Source organism: Wolbachia endosymbiont (group B) of Philonthus cognatus (assembly GCF_947179345.1).
Lineage (GTDB): Bacteria > Pseudomonadota > Alphaproteobacteria > Rickettsiales > Anaplasmataceae > Wolbachia.
Window position 1 is genome coordinate 219,548 of record NZ_CAMXBG010000002.1, and the last position, 17,160, is coordinate 236,707.

15 protein-coding genes and 1 rRNA gene are annotated in these 17,160 nt (G+C 33.6%); 15 read left to right on the forward strand and 1 reads right to left on the reverse strand.

What is annotated here, in order from left to right:
- Window positions 1-119 precede the first annotated feature (119 nt).
- The 3 genes from rpoD to ONG78_RS03020 all read left to right on the forward strand — a co-directional run bounded on the left by rpoD (window position 120) and on the right by ONG78_RS03020 (window position 2,938).
- On the forward strand, window positions 120-2,018 hold the full coding sequence (gene rpoD, locus ONG78_RS03010) for an RNA polymerase sigma factor RpoD (RefSeq protein ID WP_264374803.1): 1,899 nt from the start codon (window positions 120-122) through the stop codon (window positions 2,016-2,018).
- Window positions 2,019-2,634: 616 nt separating this feature from the next.
- A complete protein-coding gene (locus ONG78_RS03015) occupies window positions 2,635-2,781 on the forward strand; it encodes a GDSL family lipase (protein WP_236607939.1) in 147 nt (48 codons plus the stop codon).
- Window positions 2,782-2,794: 13 nt separating this feature from the next.
- Window positions 2,795-2,938 (forward strand): hypothetical protein, encoded by a 144-nt coding sequence (locus ONG78_RS03020; protein ID WP_029237693.1) that lies wholly within the window; start codon window positions 2,795-2,797, stop codon window positions 2,936-2,938.
- 709 nt (window positions 2,939-3,647) lie between these two features.
- Here ONG78_RS03020 and ONG78_RS03025 read toward each other — a convergent pair.
- Entirely contained in the window at window positions 3,648-4,265 is a 618-nt protein-coding gene (locus ONG78_RS03025) for a hypothetical protein (protein WP_264374555.1), read from the reverse strand.
- Between the two features lie 153 nt (window positions 4,266-4,418).
- Here ONG78_RS03025 and ONG78_RS03030 point away from each other — a divergent pair.
- The 12 genes from ONG78_RS03030 to ONG78_RS03085 all read left to right on the forward strand — a co-directional run bounded on the left by ONG78_RS03030 (window position 4,419) and on the right by ONG78_RS03085 (window position 16,865).
- Window positions 4,419-5,922, forward strand: a 16S ribosomal RNA gene (locus tag ONG78_RS03030).
- A 102-nt stretch (window positions 5,923-6,024) separates the two neighbouring features.
- Window positions 6,025-6,402: a succinate dehydrogenase, cytochrome b556 subunit gene (gene sdhC, locus ONG78_RS03035; RefSeq protein WP_264377636.1), complete on the forward strand. Its 378-nt coding sequence runs from the start codon at window positions 6,025-6,027 to the stop codon at window positions 6,400-6,402.
- Window positions 6,399-6,764 (forward strand): succinate dehydrogenase, hydrophobic membrane anchor protein, encoded by a 366-nt coding sequence (sdhD, locus tag ONG78_RS03040; RefSeq protein ID WP_264377637.1) that lies wholly within the window; start codon window positions 6,399-6,401, stop codon window positions 6,762-6,764. Before sdhC ends, sdhD begins: the two co-directional genes overlap by 4 nt.
- 76 nt (window positions 6,765-6,840) lie before the next feature.
- Entirely contained in the window at window positions 6,841-8,088 is a 1,248-nt protein-coding gene (locus tag ONG78_RS03045; protein WP_264377638.1) for a hypothetical protein, read from the forward strand.
- A 109-nt stretch (window positions 8,089-8,197) separates the two neighbouring features.
- A complete protein-coding gene (locus ONG78_RS03050) occupies window positions 8,198-9,499 on the forward strand; it encodes a sugar phosphate nucleotidyltransferase (protein WP_264374558.1) in 1,302 nt (433 codons plus the stop codon).
- Window positions 9,500-9,615: 116 nt separating this feature from the next.
- A complete protein-coding gene (locus tag ONG78_RS03055) occupies window positions 9,616-10,845 on the forward strand; it encodes a lipoprotein-releasing ABC transporter permease subunit (protein ID WP_264377639.1) in 1,230 nt (409 codons plus the stop codon).
- Complete coding sequence (locus ONG78_RS03060; RefSeq protein ID WP_226079284.1) at window positions 10,838-11,569, forward strand: hypothetical protein; 732 nt, start codon at window positions 10,838-10,840, stop codon at window positions 11,567-11,569. Before ONG78_RS03055 ends, ONG78_RS03060 begins: the two co-directional genes overlap by 8 nt.
- Window positions 11,566-12,786, forward strand: coding sequence for a tetratricopeptide repeat protein (locus ONG78_RS03065; protein WP_264377640.1), 1,221 nt, complete (start codon window positions 11,566-11,568; stop codon window positions 12,784-12,786). The genes ONG78_RS03060 and ONG78_RS03065 overlap by 4 nt, the downstream gene beginning before the upstream one ends.
- 166 nt (window positions 12,787-12,952) lie before the next feature.
- Window positions 12,953-13,825 carry an ATP synthase F1 subunit gamma gene (atpG, locus tag ONG78_RS03070; RefSeq protein ID WP_264377641.1) on the forward strand — a complete coding sequence of 291 codons (873 nt, stop codon included), beginning with the start codon at window positions 12,953-12,955 and terminating at the stop codon, window positions 13,823-13,825.
- A gap of 18 nt (window positions 13,826-13,843) precedes the next feature.
- On the forward strand, window positions 13,844-15,178 hold the full coding sequence (locus ONG78_RS03075; protein WP_264377642.1) for a TldD/PmbA family protein: 1,335 nt from the start codon (window positions 13,844-13,846) through the stop codon (window positions 15,176-15,178).
- A gap of 174 nt (window positions 15,179-15,352) precedes the next feature.
- A complete protein-coding gene (locus ONG78_RS03080) occupies window positions 15,353-15,604 on the forward strand; it encodes a cold-shock protein (protein ID WP_264377643.1) in 252 nt (83 codons plus the stop codon).
- A gap of 34 nt (window positions 15,605-15,638) precedes the next feature.
- Window positions 15,639-16,865 (forward strand): DEAD/DEAH box helicase, encoded by a 1,227-nt coding sequence (locus ONG78_RS03085; RefSeq protein ID WP_012481988.1) that lies wholly within the window; start codon window positions 15,639-15,641, stop codon window positions 16,863-16,865.
- The last annotated feature ends 295 nt before the right edge of the window (window positions 16,866-17,160 follow it).

Sequence of the window (17,160 nt, forward strand, 5' to 3'; positions counted from 1 at the left end):
CAGTATCTTAAACTATATGAAGTAGCAAGTAACTATAAATTAAGAATAAAACTATAAGCTTGCTAATTGTAAGTTTATTTGATAAATAAGAAATAAAATTATAAACTGTAAAGGTAATGATGTCAACTATTAATGGTACGGAAGATAGGAAAAAGATCATCAAAGATCTTGTAACCAAAAGTATAAGAAAGGGCGGTTTTATCACTTTTGATGATATAAATGATAAGTTGTCAGATGAAAGTTTTCCACCTGATTTTATAGATGATACTATAGCTTTATTGCAAGACTCTGGAATTAACATACTCGAAAGTAGTGAAGATGAGGAAGAAGCTCCTTCTAATGATGATGGTAATAAGCTTGATGATGATGAGACATCGTTGAATACTACTACAACTTTAGTGCAAAATGATGATCCAGTAAGGATTTATTTACAAGATATGAGCTCTGTAAAGCTTTTGTCACGAGCAGATGAAATTAAGATAGCAAAAAAAATTGAATCTGAAAAGCATAACATGTTACGTGCAATAATTGAAACATCAGTGGCATTCAACATGATCAAAACATGGCGTGATGATTTAAGTGGGGGAACTTTTTTGCTGAGAGAAATGATAAATCTAGATGCAATTTATAACTCTGATTTCAATATGGTAGCCAAAGAAGAAAGTGAAGCTGAAGATGTTAAAGATTATGTTGATGATGAGGAAAAAGGCAACGATGAAAAGGGAAATGAGAGTGAAGATATAAGTTCAGCGAATTTAAACATTTCTGTTCTTGAAATGGAAAGTGATTTATTGCCAAAGGTTATCACAGCATTGGATGAGATCATTACTTTCACAAATGAAGCATTGGTATTGAAAAAAAATTCTAAAGATTTCTCTAATGAGCTAGAAAATTTATATAATCAAATATGGTCTGTAGCATTACAAATTCAGTTTAGTGATGCTGCTATTGCCAGAATTACACAAAAACTTTACGAAATAAATAGACTAATCACGTTTGAAGAAGCTAATCTTATTACTGAGGCTAGAAAGTACGATATTGATAGAGAAAGTTTCTATAATATTTATTGTGCTGTGCTTTTAGAGCACGAATTGAGCGAAATCAGTCTTTTAAAGAAGAATGAAAATCAGTCCCTTTTTACAGGTGAATTAAAAAATAAATTCTTAAGGTTTATAAACGATAACTATGAATATATAGCTAGTGCCTTAAGAAATATTAAGAGTTATGTACAAGGAGATAAAGTACAAGAGTTTAAGGAGCTAATCAAGAGAATACAAAAACACGAACGAGAAGTCTCTGAAGCAAAGCAAGAGATGATAAAGGCTAATTTAAGGCTAGTGGTTTCAATTGCTAAAAAGTATTCAAAAAGAGGACTTGATCTACTTGACTTGATACAAGAAGGCAATATTGGTCTTATGAAGGCTGTAGATAAGTTTGATTACAAACGTGGATATAAATTTTCGACTTATGGTACTTGGTGGGTAAAACAATCAATAACTAGGGCAATACCTGAACAGTCTAAAGTAGTTAGAATACCAGTTCATATGGTGGAAATTATCAGTAAAATCAATAAAGCATTAAGAAAGATGACTCATGGAATGGGTAGAGAGCCAACATTAGAGGAATTAAGTATAGAATTGGCAATGCCGATAGAAAGAATACGTAAAGTTATGAAAATAGCAAGAGATCCAGTAAGTCTTGAAGCTCCAACAGGAAAGGATGATAGTAGTACCTTCGGTGATTGTATAGAAGATAAGCGAGTTTCTAAACCAGAGGATGCTGCAATACTTGCCGACTTGCGTGGCATTACGACCAATGTTCTTGCAACTTTAACACCAAAAGAAGAAAGAATTCTAAGGATGCGCTTTGGCCTTGGTAAAGATGGAAAAGAGCATACCTTAGAAGAAGTAGGAAAAATTTTTAATGTTACACGTGAAAGAATTAGGCAAATAGAGGCAAAAGCACTACGTAAGTTGAAACATCCAAGCCGTGCTAAAAAACTTAGAGGTTTCTTTTAAGGCAGAAGGGCTGCTCAAAAAATAGGTAAAATTCAGCCAAAGTTTTATAATTTTACCCTATTTTTCTTTTTTTATAGGCTTCATAGAGCAGTATGATTAGATATTGAATGTTGTGGCAAATAAAAAGAATAACTCTAATTAAAAGTGTAAAAATTTTTGTGTTCTGGGTGATAGTTTATCTGATAATGGTGTAATTATTGAAATTTTAATAACTTATCCTTTGTAAGAAACGTGAAACTTAATGCCCCTTTTTATTAAGGAGGATTTTTAGCAATGGCCTTACTGTTGTTGAATATGTAGCAAAGTATTTAGGTTTAGAAGAATTTAAGTCATCATGGAGATGCTCATTTTTTGATCGATACTATGAACAGTAAGGTCATAACTATGCGATTTTATATGCAACAGCATCTGAAATTCTTAACCCTATTTTTTCTTATTTCCTCAATAAATTTCGTTTAGTTAATCAGCTAAACGCAGTAATTAAACATCATCCAGACGTAGGTAAAGGAGATTTTATTTTTCATTATAATCGAGGAAATAATATTATGGGTGCCACTGCTTATAACAATGTTAAAGCAGAAAAAGTATTGAAATAAAGCGGTTAGTGAAATATGTAATGCATTTGGTTCTAAATGAATATGGTGTAAAGCATGTGATTGTTGCAAATGTGACTGAGGTTGGTTTGATACTAGCTTTAATAAAGACGAAAAGCAAGAGAGCTGGCTGCAAAGCTTACACAGAGTTTCAATACAAAATTAGCTAATGATTTAGATTATATGAAGAAAGGTGCAGATCTTGAAATAAAAGCATTCGATCTTAATTCTAAAATGAAAAGTATGCTTGGTAAATATAAGAGCAAAGGGTTAAATGATCGAGATGCATACCTATCAAACATCGTAGACCAGTTTGGGGGAGGGTGATTTGGAAAAAGTATAAAGATACTCTTGTTGATATTTAAAGGAAGGCTTGATACTTACTATAATTCTGGATGCAGCACAGAAATACTAAAGGATTATTTCTTTTTTGATTATTTTTATCCAACTGCAGAACCTTATTGTGAAGTTGGTAATGAAATGTATGAGTTGATAAAAAATTAGATTTCTTTTAAACATCTTTATGGTTTGTAGTAACTATCTGCGTAGCTGAATGGTAAAGGGAGGGGGGTAAACAAAGTAATCTAAAATATAGAGAAAATACAACGGTGCTTGATACATAGCTATTGCGATTTTATCCTCTTTTTGTCATTTTAGTGCTAGAATGACATTCTGCTAGTGAAGTTTATTCTTTGATATATTAACTATAAATATAGAGAAGTCTTACTAAATAAAAGGGTAAAAGGAACCTCTGAGTAGTGAAATTTTGACTCTATATTACTGTAAGTGGTGCTGTAATAATGTTCTAACAAGCGCGACTTGGCTGAGTATAGAAAAAATTTAAAAAACCGCTATAATTTTACGTAATCTACCAATAAACACCTAAGTTTTTACTGGATTTTGTGATTGATCCTACAGTCAAAAACAAATTTTGAGTCATAAATACTTTTAGTGCCATAATAAAATAGGGAGGTTTGTCAAGTAAAGTTCTTTATTTCATCAGATGCGCTGCCAAATTGTTATGCAAGCAAGTTTTTTAGTTTTCGTATATCCGAAGTAATTCTTGTGCATTGGCCTTGATTAGAGTCGGACATTCTCTATCATTTAATAATGAATGCAATATTTCAATTGCACCTTTAATGTCGTTACTGTGTATCTTTACTATAGCGATAGCTTCTTGGCTTGAATAAGGGTACACTGCATTTGATTCTAAATTACTAATTTTATCTCTATTTGTTTTTTCACCGCTGTAGTGAAGTAAGCTCATTACTTCTAAGTATTGTGCTAACTCACGCAAAACATCAGGAGCATCTTTATCGTCTGCCAAATCATTATAAATAATAGATGCTGTGTCTGTTGGCATTGAATCTGAGATATGATTGAATGCGCGTTCAAAATTTGCTAAATACTCCCAATTTGAATCTATTTCTTCTAGCAGTGACTTATTATCTTTTTTTAAGAATAATACTTCGTAAAATTTGTCACCTGCAGTTATAGATTGTTTTGTGTTATCAATGTTGCGCAATAAGTATAATGTGATGCCAACTAACATTGGCGCGAGTGCAAGCAGAAAGATGTATTTTTTCATGGTAATATTCCAAATAGTTATATATTTATACATTAATGCTTTTGATTTGCAAAAACATATTGACATAGTGATTATATCACATAATAATATTCTTAGAGTTGTTTGAATAGTTGGAGATTAAAATATTTCTAAAGTAGAAATAAAGACAGCAGTATCAAGCTAAATTATTTTTTGTCGGATTTATCCGATGTACCCTCAACCTTTTATAGGTTGAAGTCTAAATTTGAGAGTTTGATCCTGGCTCAGAATGAACGCTGGCGGCAGGCCTAACACATGCAAGTCGAACGGAGTTATATTGTAGCTTGCTATGGTATAACTTAGTGGCAGACGGGTGAGTAATGTATAGGAATCTACCTAGTAGTACGGAATAATTGTTGGAAACGGCAACTAATACCGTATACGCCCTAGGGGGGAAAAATTTATTGCTATTAGATGAGCCTATATTAGATTAGCTAGTTGGTGGAGTAATAGCCTACCAAGGCAATGATCTATAGCTGATCTGAGAGGATGATCAGCCACACTGGAACTGAGATACGGTCCAGACTCCTACGGGAGGCAGCAGTGGGGAATATTGGACAATGGGCGAAAGCCTGATCCAGCCATGCCGCATGAGTGAAGAAGGCCTTTGGGTTGTAAAGCTCTTTTAGTGAGGAAGATAATGACGGTACTCACAGAAGAAGTCCTGGCTAACTCCGTGCCAGCAGCCGCGGTAATACGGAGAGGGCTAGCGTTATTCGGAATTATTGGGCGTAAAGGGCGCGTAGGCTGGTTAATAAGTTAAAAGTGAAATCCCGAGGCTTAACCTTGGAATTGCTTTTAAAACTATTAATCTAGAGATTGAAAGAGGATAGAGGAATTCCTGATGTAGAGGTAAAATTCGTAAATATTAGGAGGAACACCAGTGGCGAAGGCGTCTATCTGGTTCAAATCTGACGCTGAAGCGCGAAGGCGTGGGGAGCAAACAGGATTAGATACCCTGGTAGTCCACGCTGTAAACGATGAATGTTAAATATGGGAAGCTTACTTTCTGTATTACAGCTAACGCGTTAAACATTCCGCCTGGGGACTACGGTCGCAAGATTAAAACTCAAAGGAATTGACGGGGACCCGCACAAGCGGTGGAGCATGTGGTTTAATTCGATGCAACGCGAAGAACCTTACCACTCCTTGACATGGAAATCATACCTATTCGAAGGGATAGGGTCGGTTCGGCCGGATTTCACACAGGTGTTGCATGGCTGTCGTCAGCTCGTGTCGTGAGATGTTGGGTTAAGTCCCGCAACGAGCGCAACCCTCATCCTTAGTTACCATCAGATAATGCTGGGGACTTTAAGGAAACTGCTAGTGATAAACTGGAGGAAGGTGGGGATGATGTCAAGTCATCATGGCCCTTATGGAGTGGGCTACACACGTGCTACAATGGTGGCTACAATGGGCTGCAAAGTCTCGAGACTAAGCCAATCCCTTAAAAGCCATCTCAGTTCGGATTGTACTCTGCAACTTGAGTACATGAAGTTGGAATCGCTAGTAATCGTGGATCAGCATGCCACGGTGAATACGTTCTCGGGTCTTGTACACACTGCCCGTCACGCCATGGGAATTGGTTTCACTCGAAGCTAATGGCCTAACCGCAAGGAAGGAGTTATTTAAAGTGGGATCAGTGACTGGGGTGAAGTCGTAACAAGGTAGCAGTAGGGGAATCTGCAGCTGGATTACCTCCTTAGGCTTTGTACGTAATTCACCATTTCAAATAATAGTGTCATTATGTACTATACTGCTGTCTTTACTTCTACTTTATTTTTTAATTTCTCGATAACGAAATTTTATGAGTAATAGGCCTCTTTCCCCATATTTACAAATATATAAAGTACAAGTTACTAGTTTTTTTTCTATTATGCATAGATTGACTGGTATCTTGCTATTTCTTTTATTAATCATACTTTCTTGGTATTTTATATTATATGTTTACTCCCCTAAGTTAATTATAGTAAGGTGCTTAAATGCATTATTGTTCACTCCTGTTGCTAAATTAGCTTATATCTTATGCTTTGTAAGCTTTATGTATCATTTTCTTAATGGTATTCGTCATTTATTGTGGGATGCTGGGCTTAATTTAGAAATTGCTAGTGTTTTAAAAAGTGCTATGTTACTAACAATAATGCTATTTCTTTCTACTATTGCTTTTTTATTTATATTTATATGAGTCAATCTATAAATTCAGTACATCATTGGTGGATCCAGCGTGTTTCTGCGGTGATTTTGTTATTTTTATTTCCTTGGTTTATTTACTCATTTTCTTGCACATTTTATGTTGATAGCCCTTTATCTTTTAATGAAAAATTATTTCAGGCTATTAATCATCCACTAGAGCTTTTGTTTTTTGTTATATTGGTGTTTTGCATTTTTTGGCATGCAGTTCTTGGAATGCAGGTAGTGTGTGAAGATTATATAGACAGCGTACCTCTAAGGATTTTTACAATTACATGCATGAAATACTTATCAAGCATTACTTATATAGTCCTTGCTTTTACGACTTTTTTCTTTTATAGGCATATTTTCTTGTAAAGTTGCCAGTTCTATGTTAATATATTATTAGTGTACTAGTTTTATTATTGAACTATAGCGATTTTGGTTTAGCAATATGTTAGAGACATTGAAAAAGTGGGGAATAGACCTTACGCTAAAGGTGAAGGATCTATTTAGTTCATCTGACTCTCAAGTTTATGTCAAAGACCTTAGGAAGGTAATGATATATGAGGATGGAAGAAAGTGTCAATATCCAAAAAATTATGATCAGATTGTAGATTCTGGGAGAGTTGTAAAAAAAAATGACAAGCTTGTAAAAGATAAAGACGGAAATCCAGAGTACCAGCTTATATATAATGAATACAAATTTGATCTAGCCTTGGTTAAGGAAATTGATAAAAAATCTTACTTTACTATTGACTTTTTAGTTAGTAAAGGTAGGCGTGAGGTTAATGATTATAGTAAATTTTATAATCCATTTAAGTTTTCAAAAATAGATCTTGAAAAACACTTGCCGGTCTTTGAGGTTGATACTAAGTTACTTAGATTAACTAATTCTTCTTTTCTTGCTAAAAAAGGTTGCTTCATCAATGATGAAACGGGAGAAGTTGATGAGAAAGATAGAGATGAAAAAGGAAGAAATGGAAAATTACTATACGCTAGTGATTACAAGAAGCTAAGCACCCATTTTTCAGAAATTAGAGATCAGGATGGTAATCTAGAGCTAGATAAAAGTCTTATATCTGTTTCTATCGTTTTTGCTACAAGCTTGGCTAAAGTTTGTACTAAATTGTTGACCTCTCTTCCTATAAAGTTAGGGGAGTATTTAATAAGCGAACAAAACCCAATTGCAAAGTCTTTTGGCTATCTTTTGTTCACCCCTGCAATGGCAGTAAAAAATTTAGTGAATATGGGAGCTACCATACTTAAGGCTCCAATTTTATTGTTTGTAGCAAATGAGAAAAAGTATGGTGATGCTTATCTTACTATGTGGAAACACCAATTGAAAGAATGTTGGAAAGAAGTAAAAAGCGACTTTAATGTTGTTACAAATGGGGAAAGGCCAAAGCCGAAGCAGAAGGATCATAAGCCACTTAGCATAGCGGGTACATGGAAAGAGCTTAACGCTAGAAAATCAGATATTGAAAAAAACTTAGAGAAGGGGTTGAGCAAAAATAGTGAAAGTATAGATAAATCTAGAGAACTAGGTGTTGGAGAAAGCTTAAAGGAAAAGTTGCAAAACAAAACTGATGAAAAAGTAGCTGCAGCCGTTAATCAAAAAAGCAACACTCCTTATATTGATAGAGAGAGAGAAAGAAGACAAGATTCATCAAAAAATTTAGGGACTCCATCACGCTCGTAGTCAACCATCACTTTAAATTACTTTTTACTTTAATCATCTCACAATAAAAACTTGCATGCATTTTGCCGTTAGTATAAGATATTAATCAAATAATTAATATCTTAATTAAATGCGCCCTGTAATACTGTGTGGTGGTAGTGGCAGCAGACTTTGGCCTCTATCTAAGCCAAAGCAATTTCAGAAAATATTTAGTCAGAATACTATGTTTCACAACACTTTGTTGAGGCTAAAAGGCGATTATATGCCACCCATCATTACCACAAATATACAATATGAGTCATTATTGATGCAGGAATTACATGCATTACAGGAATGTAAAGTAGTTTTTGAACCAGTTAAAATTGGGACAGCGGCAGCAATACTAATTGCTGTGCTTCTCTGCGATAGGAACGAGACAATCTTAGTTCTGCCTTCAGACCATTTTATAGGTGATTTGAATAGTTTTTATGTTTCTATTGAGAAAGCGTCTGAGCTAGCCTCTAAAACTAACTCTATAGTCACTTTTGGGATAAAGCCTCATGAATTCAATTCGGAATACGGCTATATAAATGCAGTATATGGTCAGAAAGGGAAATATCACATAGTAAAGAGCTTTATAGAAAAGCCTGAATATGAGCTGGACAATAATCATTATTGGAACTCTGGAATATTTGTGTTTAAAGCAAAGCGCTATATAGATGAGATAAAAAAAATTGCTCCGACTCTCTATAATTTATGTTGTGAAAGTATGAAGCATTTTGTACCACGAGAGAGATTTCTGTATTTAGAACAGCAAAATTGTGCAGGAATGGGTGATACATCTATTGATCACCTAGTGATAGAAAAAGCAGAAAATATTGCAATGGTAGAAGCTAATTTTGATTGGATGGATATTGGTACTTGGAGTTCAGTTTTAGAACTGAGTAAGAGATTTAGTGAGAATTTAGTTTCATTTCAGCATGTAACAAAAGGAAGAGAGCCAGTTTTGATGACAGAAAATGGTGAAAAGATTTTATTAGGTAGAGTTTATAAACGGCAAAATAAGAGCCTAATGTTGTTCATTAATAAAGTTAAAGAAGCAAAGCCAACAAGGAAAGAGATTAAGCCATGGGGATTTTATAGTGTGATTTTAATGGGTAAGGATTTTCTTATAAAATACCTTTTTATAAATCCACTGAGCTGCACTTCTAAGCAATTTCACCACTATAGAGATGAGTACCATATAATACTATCAGGGGTTGGATGCGTGAGTTTAGATGACAAAACATATGCTATAACAAAAAATCATGTAGTAGAGATTCCAAGGAAGGTGTTTCATAAAATTGAGAATAAAAGTACAAGATTTCCTCTTGAGATAGTTGAGTTTCAGGTAGGAAAGTTTTTATCTGATAATGATATAGTAAGATTGGACGATATATATGGAAGGTCTTAATATAGAATATTGAATATATTCTATAAGCTTGCTAAATTTAGACAACCTAATTTGAGGTAAAGGAAAAATTACAGTTATATGAAGCATAAAAAGTATGATATTTAAATCTTAGTATAATGTCTATTGCCTTTGAATTTACTATGGCTATTCGCTATTTGCGAGCAAAGAATTCTAGATTTTGCTCTATAATGGCCTTGTTTTCTATTATTGGTATTGCTCTTGGAGTTGCAACGCTAATAGTAGTAATGTCTGTAATGAATGGGTTCAGAGCAAAGCTGCTCGACTCTGTACTTGGCATTAATGGCCATATTAATGTTTACTTTGATAGAAGCATAAATTCAGATTACCACGCAGTGTTAAAATCTATTGAGAAAATCCCAGGTGTATTAAAAGCTACTTCTATGACCAATGATCAAGTAATCGTTGCAGCAAATGGTGGAATTGCAGGTAGTGTAGTTCGTGGTGTATCAGCTAAAGACTTATTTAATAACACTACCGTTACAAATAATGTGATTGTGGGTAATGTGGAAAAATTCGATGAAGGAGTAATAATAGGGGCACGATTGGCAGAAGCCTTGAATATTGATTATGGTGATAATATTATACTTGTATCTCCTGAAGGATTTGATGTATTGCTTGATGAAATGCCAAGAATGAAAGAATATAAAGTTGTAGCAATATTTGATATGGGTATGTTTGAGTACGATAATACCTTGATGTATATGCCCATGAAATCAGCTCAGGCTTTTTTTAATTATAAAGATAGTGTGAGAAATATAGAAGTGTTTGTAGATGATATTGCTATGGCTAATAAGCTAGCAAACGCTATAGCAAAAGAAACAGGAATGAAAGCTGAAAGTTGGCAATCTCAGCAAAGCCATTATGTTAATGCTTTAAAAACTGAAAGAAATGTGATGTTTTTAATTCTTACTTTGATTATAGTTGTGGCAGCATTCAATATTGTTTCAAGTTTGATGATGATAGTGCAAGAAAAGAAATCCGCAATTGCAATTATGCGTACGTTTGGTGCAACAAGTGGAAGCATTATGCGCATATTTTGTGCTTGTGGGCTGTTAATTGGTTTTACAGGAACTTGTCTTGGCTCTGTTATAGGAGTTATTTTTTCTCTCAACATTGAAAATATTAGAGTGTTTTTAGAAAACATTACCAACATCAAGCTATTTGATCCTATGATATACTTTTTTTCAAGTTTGCCAGTGATATTAGTTTCTCAAGATGTAGTGAACATTTCTGCACTTGCATTGTTCTTGTCATTTTTAGCAACAATTCCTCCTGCATTGCAGGCAGCTGCACAAGACCCAGCGGAGATATTACGTTATGAATGATACTCGAAAAAAATGCATAGGTTGGTTCTTAATTATATTGTTATTTGTTAGCCATATTGCAATAAATAACATAATATTTTTCAAAATAAATCAGCAAGAAAGTGAAAATAGTATAAATGGTTTAACGGAAAAGATGGATGAACTTAGAGTATTGCTTGAAGTGAATCAATCTAGGGTAGAGAAAAGGATATTTGACTTAAAGAGAAATCTGCACACTCAATGTGAGCAAGGTGATGGTAGTTTAAGGCATAAGAACCTCGCAAAGTTGCTGCTACTTGTGATTAAGATGAAGAATTCGTTATTGCGAGAAGCCAAGTTTGATAATCATATAAATTCAATAAAGCCTTTGATATCAGAGCTTGACGATCCAGAGATAGAAAATGCAGTAAATGAATTGGAAAATTTGAAAGAGGTAGATACTTTACGCGGGTTGAAATTGTCTTTTGAGAAGAACATGACTGTTATTAACTACAATAAAAGTAACTTGTTTAAAAAAATCATTTCAAATTGGATAAAGATAGATGATCGTAGTGATCCACTCAGGTTAAAGCTTGCGGAAATTGAAGAATTAATAAGCGATAATGATTGGCAGAGCATAGCCACCGCAATAAGTGACTTAACATACCCAGAATTCAAACCATGGCTTAATAAATTGAATGATTTTATTGTAGCTTTCAAGAATACTTCAATAATATATCGTCACTTATTACAATACATCTCATGATTTATTTTATAATTTTTGCTTTTTCGTTTTTATTTGGCATATGGATCAAGGTAAGTGGTGAAGTAATAAAATTGGAATTAGGCAATTACACTATAAGTATTGATCTATATTTCGTTATTCTTGCTTGCGTAGTCTTATTATTTTTATTGATTGCAGTTGCACGTTTTTGTTCTTCTATTTCCTCAACATTTGCTAACATAAAAAATAGAAGAAGAAGTAGGGAAGAATTGCTTCTCTTTGAAGCTTTCTTTAGCTTAGACTTAGGTAATATAGAGAACACCAATAAGCTAATTAAAAATCTAAATGAAGAAAGTGATAAATTATCTTTAGTAAAGCTCTTTAATTCAGGTAAAACGGGAAATTACAGCTTTTTCAGCCATAATTTAACGAGTATTGCAAGTAAAAATCGCAACTTAGCTCTACTTCTGATCAATAAACTGATTATTCACCTAAAGCAAGAAAGGTTAGTCTTTCAAAAATTTATAGAATATTGCTCTAGTTCAATTAATGATAAAATTTTGTCTATTCCCTTTCAAATAGAGCATTGTATATTGCAAGAAGATTGGATAAATGCAATTTCAAAGTTAAAGGAAGCTATCAAATTCAATATTTTTCTTCCCTTTGATCGTAAAAAGATGTTAGCGGTTTTTTATTGCGCTTTAGCAAAGCAATACGAAAGTAAAGGAAGTTTTTACAAAGCTATAGATTATTTAGCTAAAGCACAAAGTTATTATGCAACTTTTCAGCCCATCAATTATTTAAAGGCAGAATTATATATCAAGCTTGAAAAAATCAGAAAAGCTTCCACAGTATTAGAGGAAGAGTATAGAGTAAATCCTACTCCTCAATCAGCTAGAATGTATATCAAGTTAAATAATAAAGGCGCTGAAAGACTATATAGCTTACGCCCTGATTATTATTTTAGTTATTGCTTGCTTGCTTTGTCTTCAATTAGCTTAGGGAAATATGATCTTGCAAGTCAGCATTTAGATATTGCTATGAAAAAAGCTAATTACATATCAATCTACCTTGTTATGGTACAGCTCAAGATTATGTTGCAAGAGTATGATCAAGCAATTTATTGGTTAAACAGGATGGACTCAGAAGCTGTGCCTGATCCAGGTTGGAAATGTGCTGATTGTAATAAAGAGCTAAAGCAATGGGATTATAAGTGCTCAAGTTGCAATAGTCTTAATTGTATTTACCTTATATTATAAGACTCCATAAGGTGTGATACTTTTACATCGAGATTGCTTTAATATAATCTTTATCTCAAAACAGTAAATCTGTGAGTTTCTTAATTAGGTTTGACTCCAATGTCAAAAAAACTTGTTTTTAGACATTACCAGTTATATATTTTAATAAATTAGAATTATATACAAAATGAAGAGCTTAAAGGAATTATCCTTAAGAATTAAAAATATTAAGTCTGTGCAGAAAACCACGAAAATAATGCAAATGGTTTCTGCAGCAAAATTATTACAAAGCCAAAAGAAATTATCAAATTCAAAATTGCATATATCTAAGCTGCATAGCATTATTTCTTCACTAGCGCTATCAGCGGATCAAGAGTTACTAGCAAGAATTCTAAATATCAATAATGAAGATTCTTTCCTAGTATTTATTATTGCATCTGATCGTGGTTTATGTGGCAGCTTTAACTCCTCTGTTGTTAAATTCAGTCAGGAGCATATAAACAAATTAATTGCAAATGATAAGAAAGTAGACATTGTTTTTTTTGGTAAGAAAGCTTTTGAGACAGGCAAAAATAGATTTAATTCTAAAAATATCTTGAAGGTTGAAAATAGTAAGGGAATCAAACTAAAGCGTGTGGAAGCCTTGGTTAGTGATATAGATCTAAGTAAATACAATAAAGTTAAGGTTTTTTACAGTAAATTCTATAATACCTTCATGCAAAAGCCAATATTAGAAACAATAAAACCATGGAGTAAAGACTCATTATTAATTGATAATTCTGTAGTTAGTCCTCTAACAGATTACGGCTATGAGTATGAACCACAAAATATTGAGTTTATTTTAAAATCTTTGACTCAAGATTATGTTACAGCTGCTCTTTATTCTGCTTTACTTGAAAGTGCAGCAAGTGAAAATAGTGCTAGGATGGTTGCTATGGAATCAGCAAACAGAAATACAAAAGAAATGCTAAATAAACTAGCATTACTTTATAATCGTTCTCGTCAAGCAGCAATTACAACTGATTTGATTGAAGTTATAGGTGGTGCAGAATCTTTATAGAAACTCAAGGAATGAAAAATGAATATATTAAATATTGCAGCAGATATCACTAAACTAATAAAAAAGCAGAATCAAGACGCAGAGGTTACAATATATGAAACTAATAAGACCTCGGTTTCTCAGCGTCTATCAAAAATTGAACAAATATCACAATCTAGAAACTGTACTGTCGGAATTAGAGCTATAGCAGGTAAGAACAAAGCTGCGTATATTTCCACAAACGATTTGAATAATCTTAGTAGTGCAGTGAGCCAAGTGGTGGAAATGGCAAAGAATGCCCAGGAAGATCATTATATTAGTTTTGCTGTAGATGGCAGTAATTATATCTCTTCTGCAGATTTAAATATCTCAGATAATAATGTTGTAACAATTGATAAATTAAAAGAAATTACTGAAGCTACAGAAAATTCAGCTCTTGCACATAAAAATATTATTAATTCCGAAGGAGCTTCATCTTCACATACTTCAGTAAATACAGTATTATCAACCGTTTCTGGTTTTGTTGGTTCATTTAGTAAGTCAACTTTTGTTAATCAGGTTTCTGTTGTTGCTGGAGAAAAGAGTGAAATGAAAATAGGCTACGATTACGATGTAGCATGCAACTTCAGTGATTTAAAAACACCGGAGTCAATAGGGAAAGAAGCAGCAAAAAGAGCAATAGATCAATTGGGTTCATGTACAATCAGGACAGGCAAATTTCCGGTTGTTTTTGAAAAAAGAGCAGCAAAAGAGCTAGTAAAGAGCTTTGCTTCTGCCATAAATGGTAGCAATATTGTAAATAATAGCTCTTTTTTGAGAAATAGTTTAAATAATCAAATTTTTAATACTGAGATTAGCATTATTGATGACCCATTGTTACCAAGGGGTATAACATCAAGACCGTTTGACGGGGAAGGAATAATGAGCAGAAGAAATGAATTTGTAAAAAATGGAGTACTGCAAAACTGGATTTTAGATCTATATTCGGCTAGGAAATTAAACTTGGAAACGACCGCAAATGCAACTCGTGCAAGTAATGCTGCAATTATTCCTTCAGCTAGTAATTTCTATTTCAAAAATGGTAATAGATCGTTTAAGGAATTAATTGAGGAAGTAAAAGAAGGAATATATGTAACTGATTTATTTGGTTTTGGTGTTAATTTAATCAATGGCGATTATAGTCAAGGTGCATGCGGATTTTTTATAGAAAATGGTAAAATAACGTATCCAATACACGAGATTACTGTTGCCGACAATTTGAAAAATATGTTTAGCAATTTAGTTGTTGCAAATGACCTAACTTTCTGTGGGCAGTTTAATTCACCAACGATTAAAGTTAGCGAAATGACAGTAGCAGGTTCACTTAGTGATTAAAAATTTTAGTTGCATTAAGTACAATAATTGTGTACTATTAATATGTAATGTTAAGAATAGACTATGGAGTATAGAAGTTTAGCTGCAGTAACTAAGCTTAAAGCATTCTAAATCGTAATTTCAAAGTTTTTCATCACATTAATAATATTAGTTAGTAGTTTAGGAGTTATCCATATGGAATTTGGTAATATAAAATGGTTTAATGTTGAAAAAGGCTATGGTTTCATCAAGCCAGAAGGTAAAGGTGAGGACGTTTTTTTACATGTTAGTACATTAGAACGTTCAGGAATAAGACTTGATGCACTTCGAGGAGAGGATAAAAAGAGAGGAATGAAAGGGGAAAGAGTAAGTTATGAGCTTAAAGAAGAGCGTGGTAGGAACGGAGAAGATAAAAAGTCTGCAATAAATTTAAGATTGGAAGATTAGTCTATCGTGAAGCTTTTTAATAGGGTAATGTATTGTGAGTAATTTTCATGAAATGGGGCTTCCAACTTTGCTTAGGCAAGCTCTAAGTAAAAATAATCTTTGTGTTCCAACCCCGATTCAGGTGCAAGCGATTCCTCTAGCTCTTCAAGGCAAAGATATTCTTGGGTCTGCTCAAACGGGAACTGGAAAAACCTTAGCGTTTGCTATTCCACTGGTTGCTAAATTGATGAATGAGCCAAGCATTGGTTCAGCTTTAGTCATCGTGCCAACCAGAGAGCTTGCTCATCAGGTAACAAGTGAGATAAGAAAACTCTTATCTCAAAGTTCTTTACTAAGAGTTGCTTTGTTGATCGGAGGCGAGCCTATTTTTAGGCAGCTAAATCAGCTTCAGAAAAAACCACAAATTATAATAGGTACTCCTGGTCGTATTATAGACCATATTGAGCGTAAAACTTTAGTTACTCGGAATGTTGGTATTCTTGTGCTTGATGAGACGGATCGTATGTTTGATATGGGCTTTGGAATTCAGATTGAAGAAATTATGAAGCATTTGCCTAAAATAAGGCAAACTCTTATGTTTTCTGCAACTCTTCCTGGAGAAATAGTAAAACTTACTGAAAAATATCTTAATCAACCAGAGCGTGTTTCTGTTGATTGCCAGGCTACAACTTCTGTAAAAATTAAACAAGAAGTTGTTTATGCATCAGAATCAGAAAAATATGGCAAGCTTGTTACACAATTATGTCAGCGCAAAGGATCGATCATTATTTTTGTCAAAACAAAGCGAGGAGCGGATCAGCTAGCTGACAAATTGCACAAAGATGACTATAGCGCTTTGGCAATTCATGGTGATTTAAGGCAGCACAAGCGTGAAAGAGTCATTGATTCTTTTCGTCGTGGCCGCAATCAAATCATGGTTGCAACAGATGTTGCTTCTCGCGGCCTTGATATTCCGCACATTCAACATGTTATCAATTATGATGTACCACAATCGCAAGCTGATTATGTTCATCGTATAGGTAGAACTGCACGTGCGGGAGCTGAAGGATTTGCATTATCTTTTGTTACACCTCAAGATAAGAGAAGACTGCCTGCACTAGCAGATAAAGAAGGAGAGCCAAATTTTGATTGTAGTATGCAATCTCAAAAACGTAACAGCAAAAAGATCTTTAAAAGGCCAAGTACGTTAAAGGCTAAATATGGTAGAAAAAAGATCAATGTATTTAAGAAGAAAAGCAGAGTACTAGAAAAAGCGTATTAATGTACTTAACTATTCTTCTATTCTTTAAAAGCTCCAGTAAACTTGCTGCAAAGTGAAGTGATTGGAGGATGGTAGAAAGAATATATAGCTAGCCCAAATTAGATTTACCTACAATTTGATAATCTTAATTCTGCTGCTTATAACGTTTTGAGATTATCACAACGGTATAATGTTAGGCTGTGTGGACTATAATCTGTAGCTTAATTCAATTTGGCTACAACGAGCTGCTAGATTTCAGTTTTTTTAATAATTGTGTGCTACTAATTATATATAAATTTACACTTTTAAAGAGAAT

Bases quoted from the DNA above. Each gene is read 5' to 3' on its own strand.
- atpG (WP_264377641.1), top strand. From the start codon at position 12,953: ATGAAGAGCTTAAAGGAATTATCCTTAAGAATTAAAAATATTAAGTCT.
- ONG78_RS03050 (WP_264374558.1), top strand. From the start codon at position 8,198: ATGCGCCCTGTAATACTGTGTGGTGGTAGTGGCAGCAGACTTTGGCCT.
- ONG78_RS03060 (WP_226079284.1), top strand. From the start codon at position 10,838: ATGAATGATACTCGAAAAAAATGCATAGGTTGGTTCTTAATTATATTG.
- ONG78_RS03075 (WP_264377642.1), top strand. From the start codon at position 13,844: ATGAATATATTAAATATTGCAGCAGATATCACTAAACTAATAAAAAAG.
- ONG78_RS03015 (WP_236607939.1), top strand. From the start codon at position 2,635: ATGCATTTGGTTCTAAATGAATATGGTGTAAAGCATGTGATTGTTGCA.
- ONG78_RS03025 (WP_264374555.1), bottom strand. From the start codon at position 4,265: ATGTCAATATGTTTTTGCAAATCAAAAGCATTAATGTATAAATATATA.
- ONG78_RS03080 (WP_264377643.1), top strand. From the start codon at position 15,353: ATGGAATTTGGTAATATAAAATGGTTTAATGTTGAAAAAGGCTATGGT.
- ONG78_RS03045 (WP_264377638.1), top strand. From the start codon at position 6,841: ATGTTAGAGACATTGAAAAAGTGGGGAATAGACCTTACGCTAAAGGTG.
- ONG78_RS03065 (WP_264377640.1), top strand. From the start codon at position 11,566: ATGATTTATTTTATAATTTTTGCTTTTTCGTTTTTATTTGGCATATGG.
- rpoD (WP_264374803.1), top strand. From the start codon at position 120: ATGTCAACTATTAATGGTACGGAAGATAGGAAAAAGATCATCAAAGAT.
- ONG78_RS03020 (WP_029237693.1), top strand. From the start codon at position 2,795: ATGAAGAAAGGTGCAGATCTTGAAATAAAAGCATTCGATCTTAATTCT.
- sdhD (WP_264377637.1), top strand. From the start codon at position 6,399: ATGAGTCAATCTATAAATTCAGTACATCATTGGTGGATCCAGCGTGTT.
- sdhC (WP_264377636.1), top strand. From the start codon at position 6,025: ATGAGTAATAGGCCTCTTTCCCCATATTTACAAATATATAAAGTACAA.
- ONG78_RS03055 (WP_264377639.1), top strand. From the start codon at position 9,616: ATGTCTATTGCCTTTGAATTTACTATGGCTATTCGCTATTTGCGAGCA.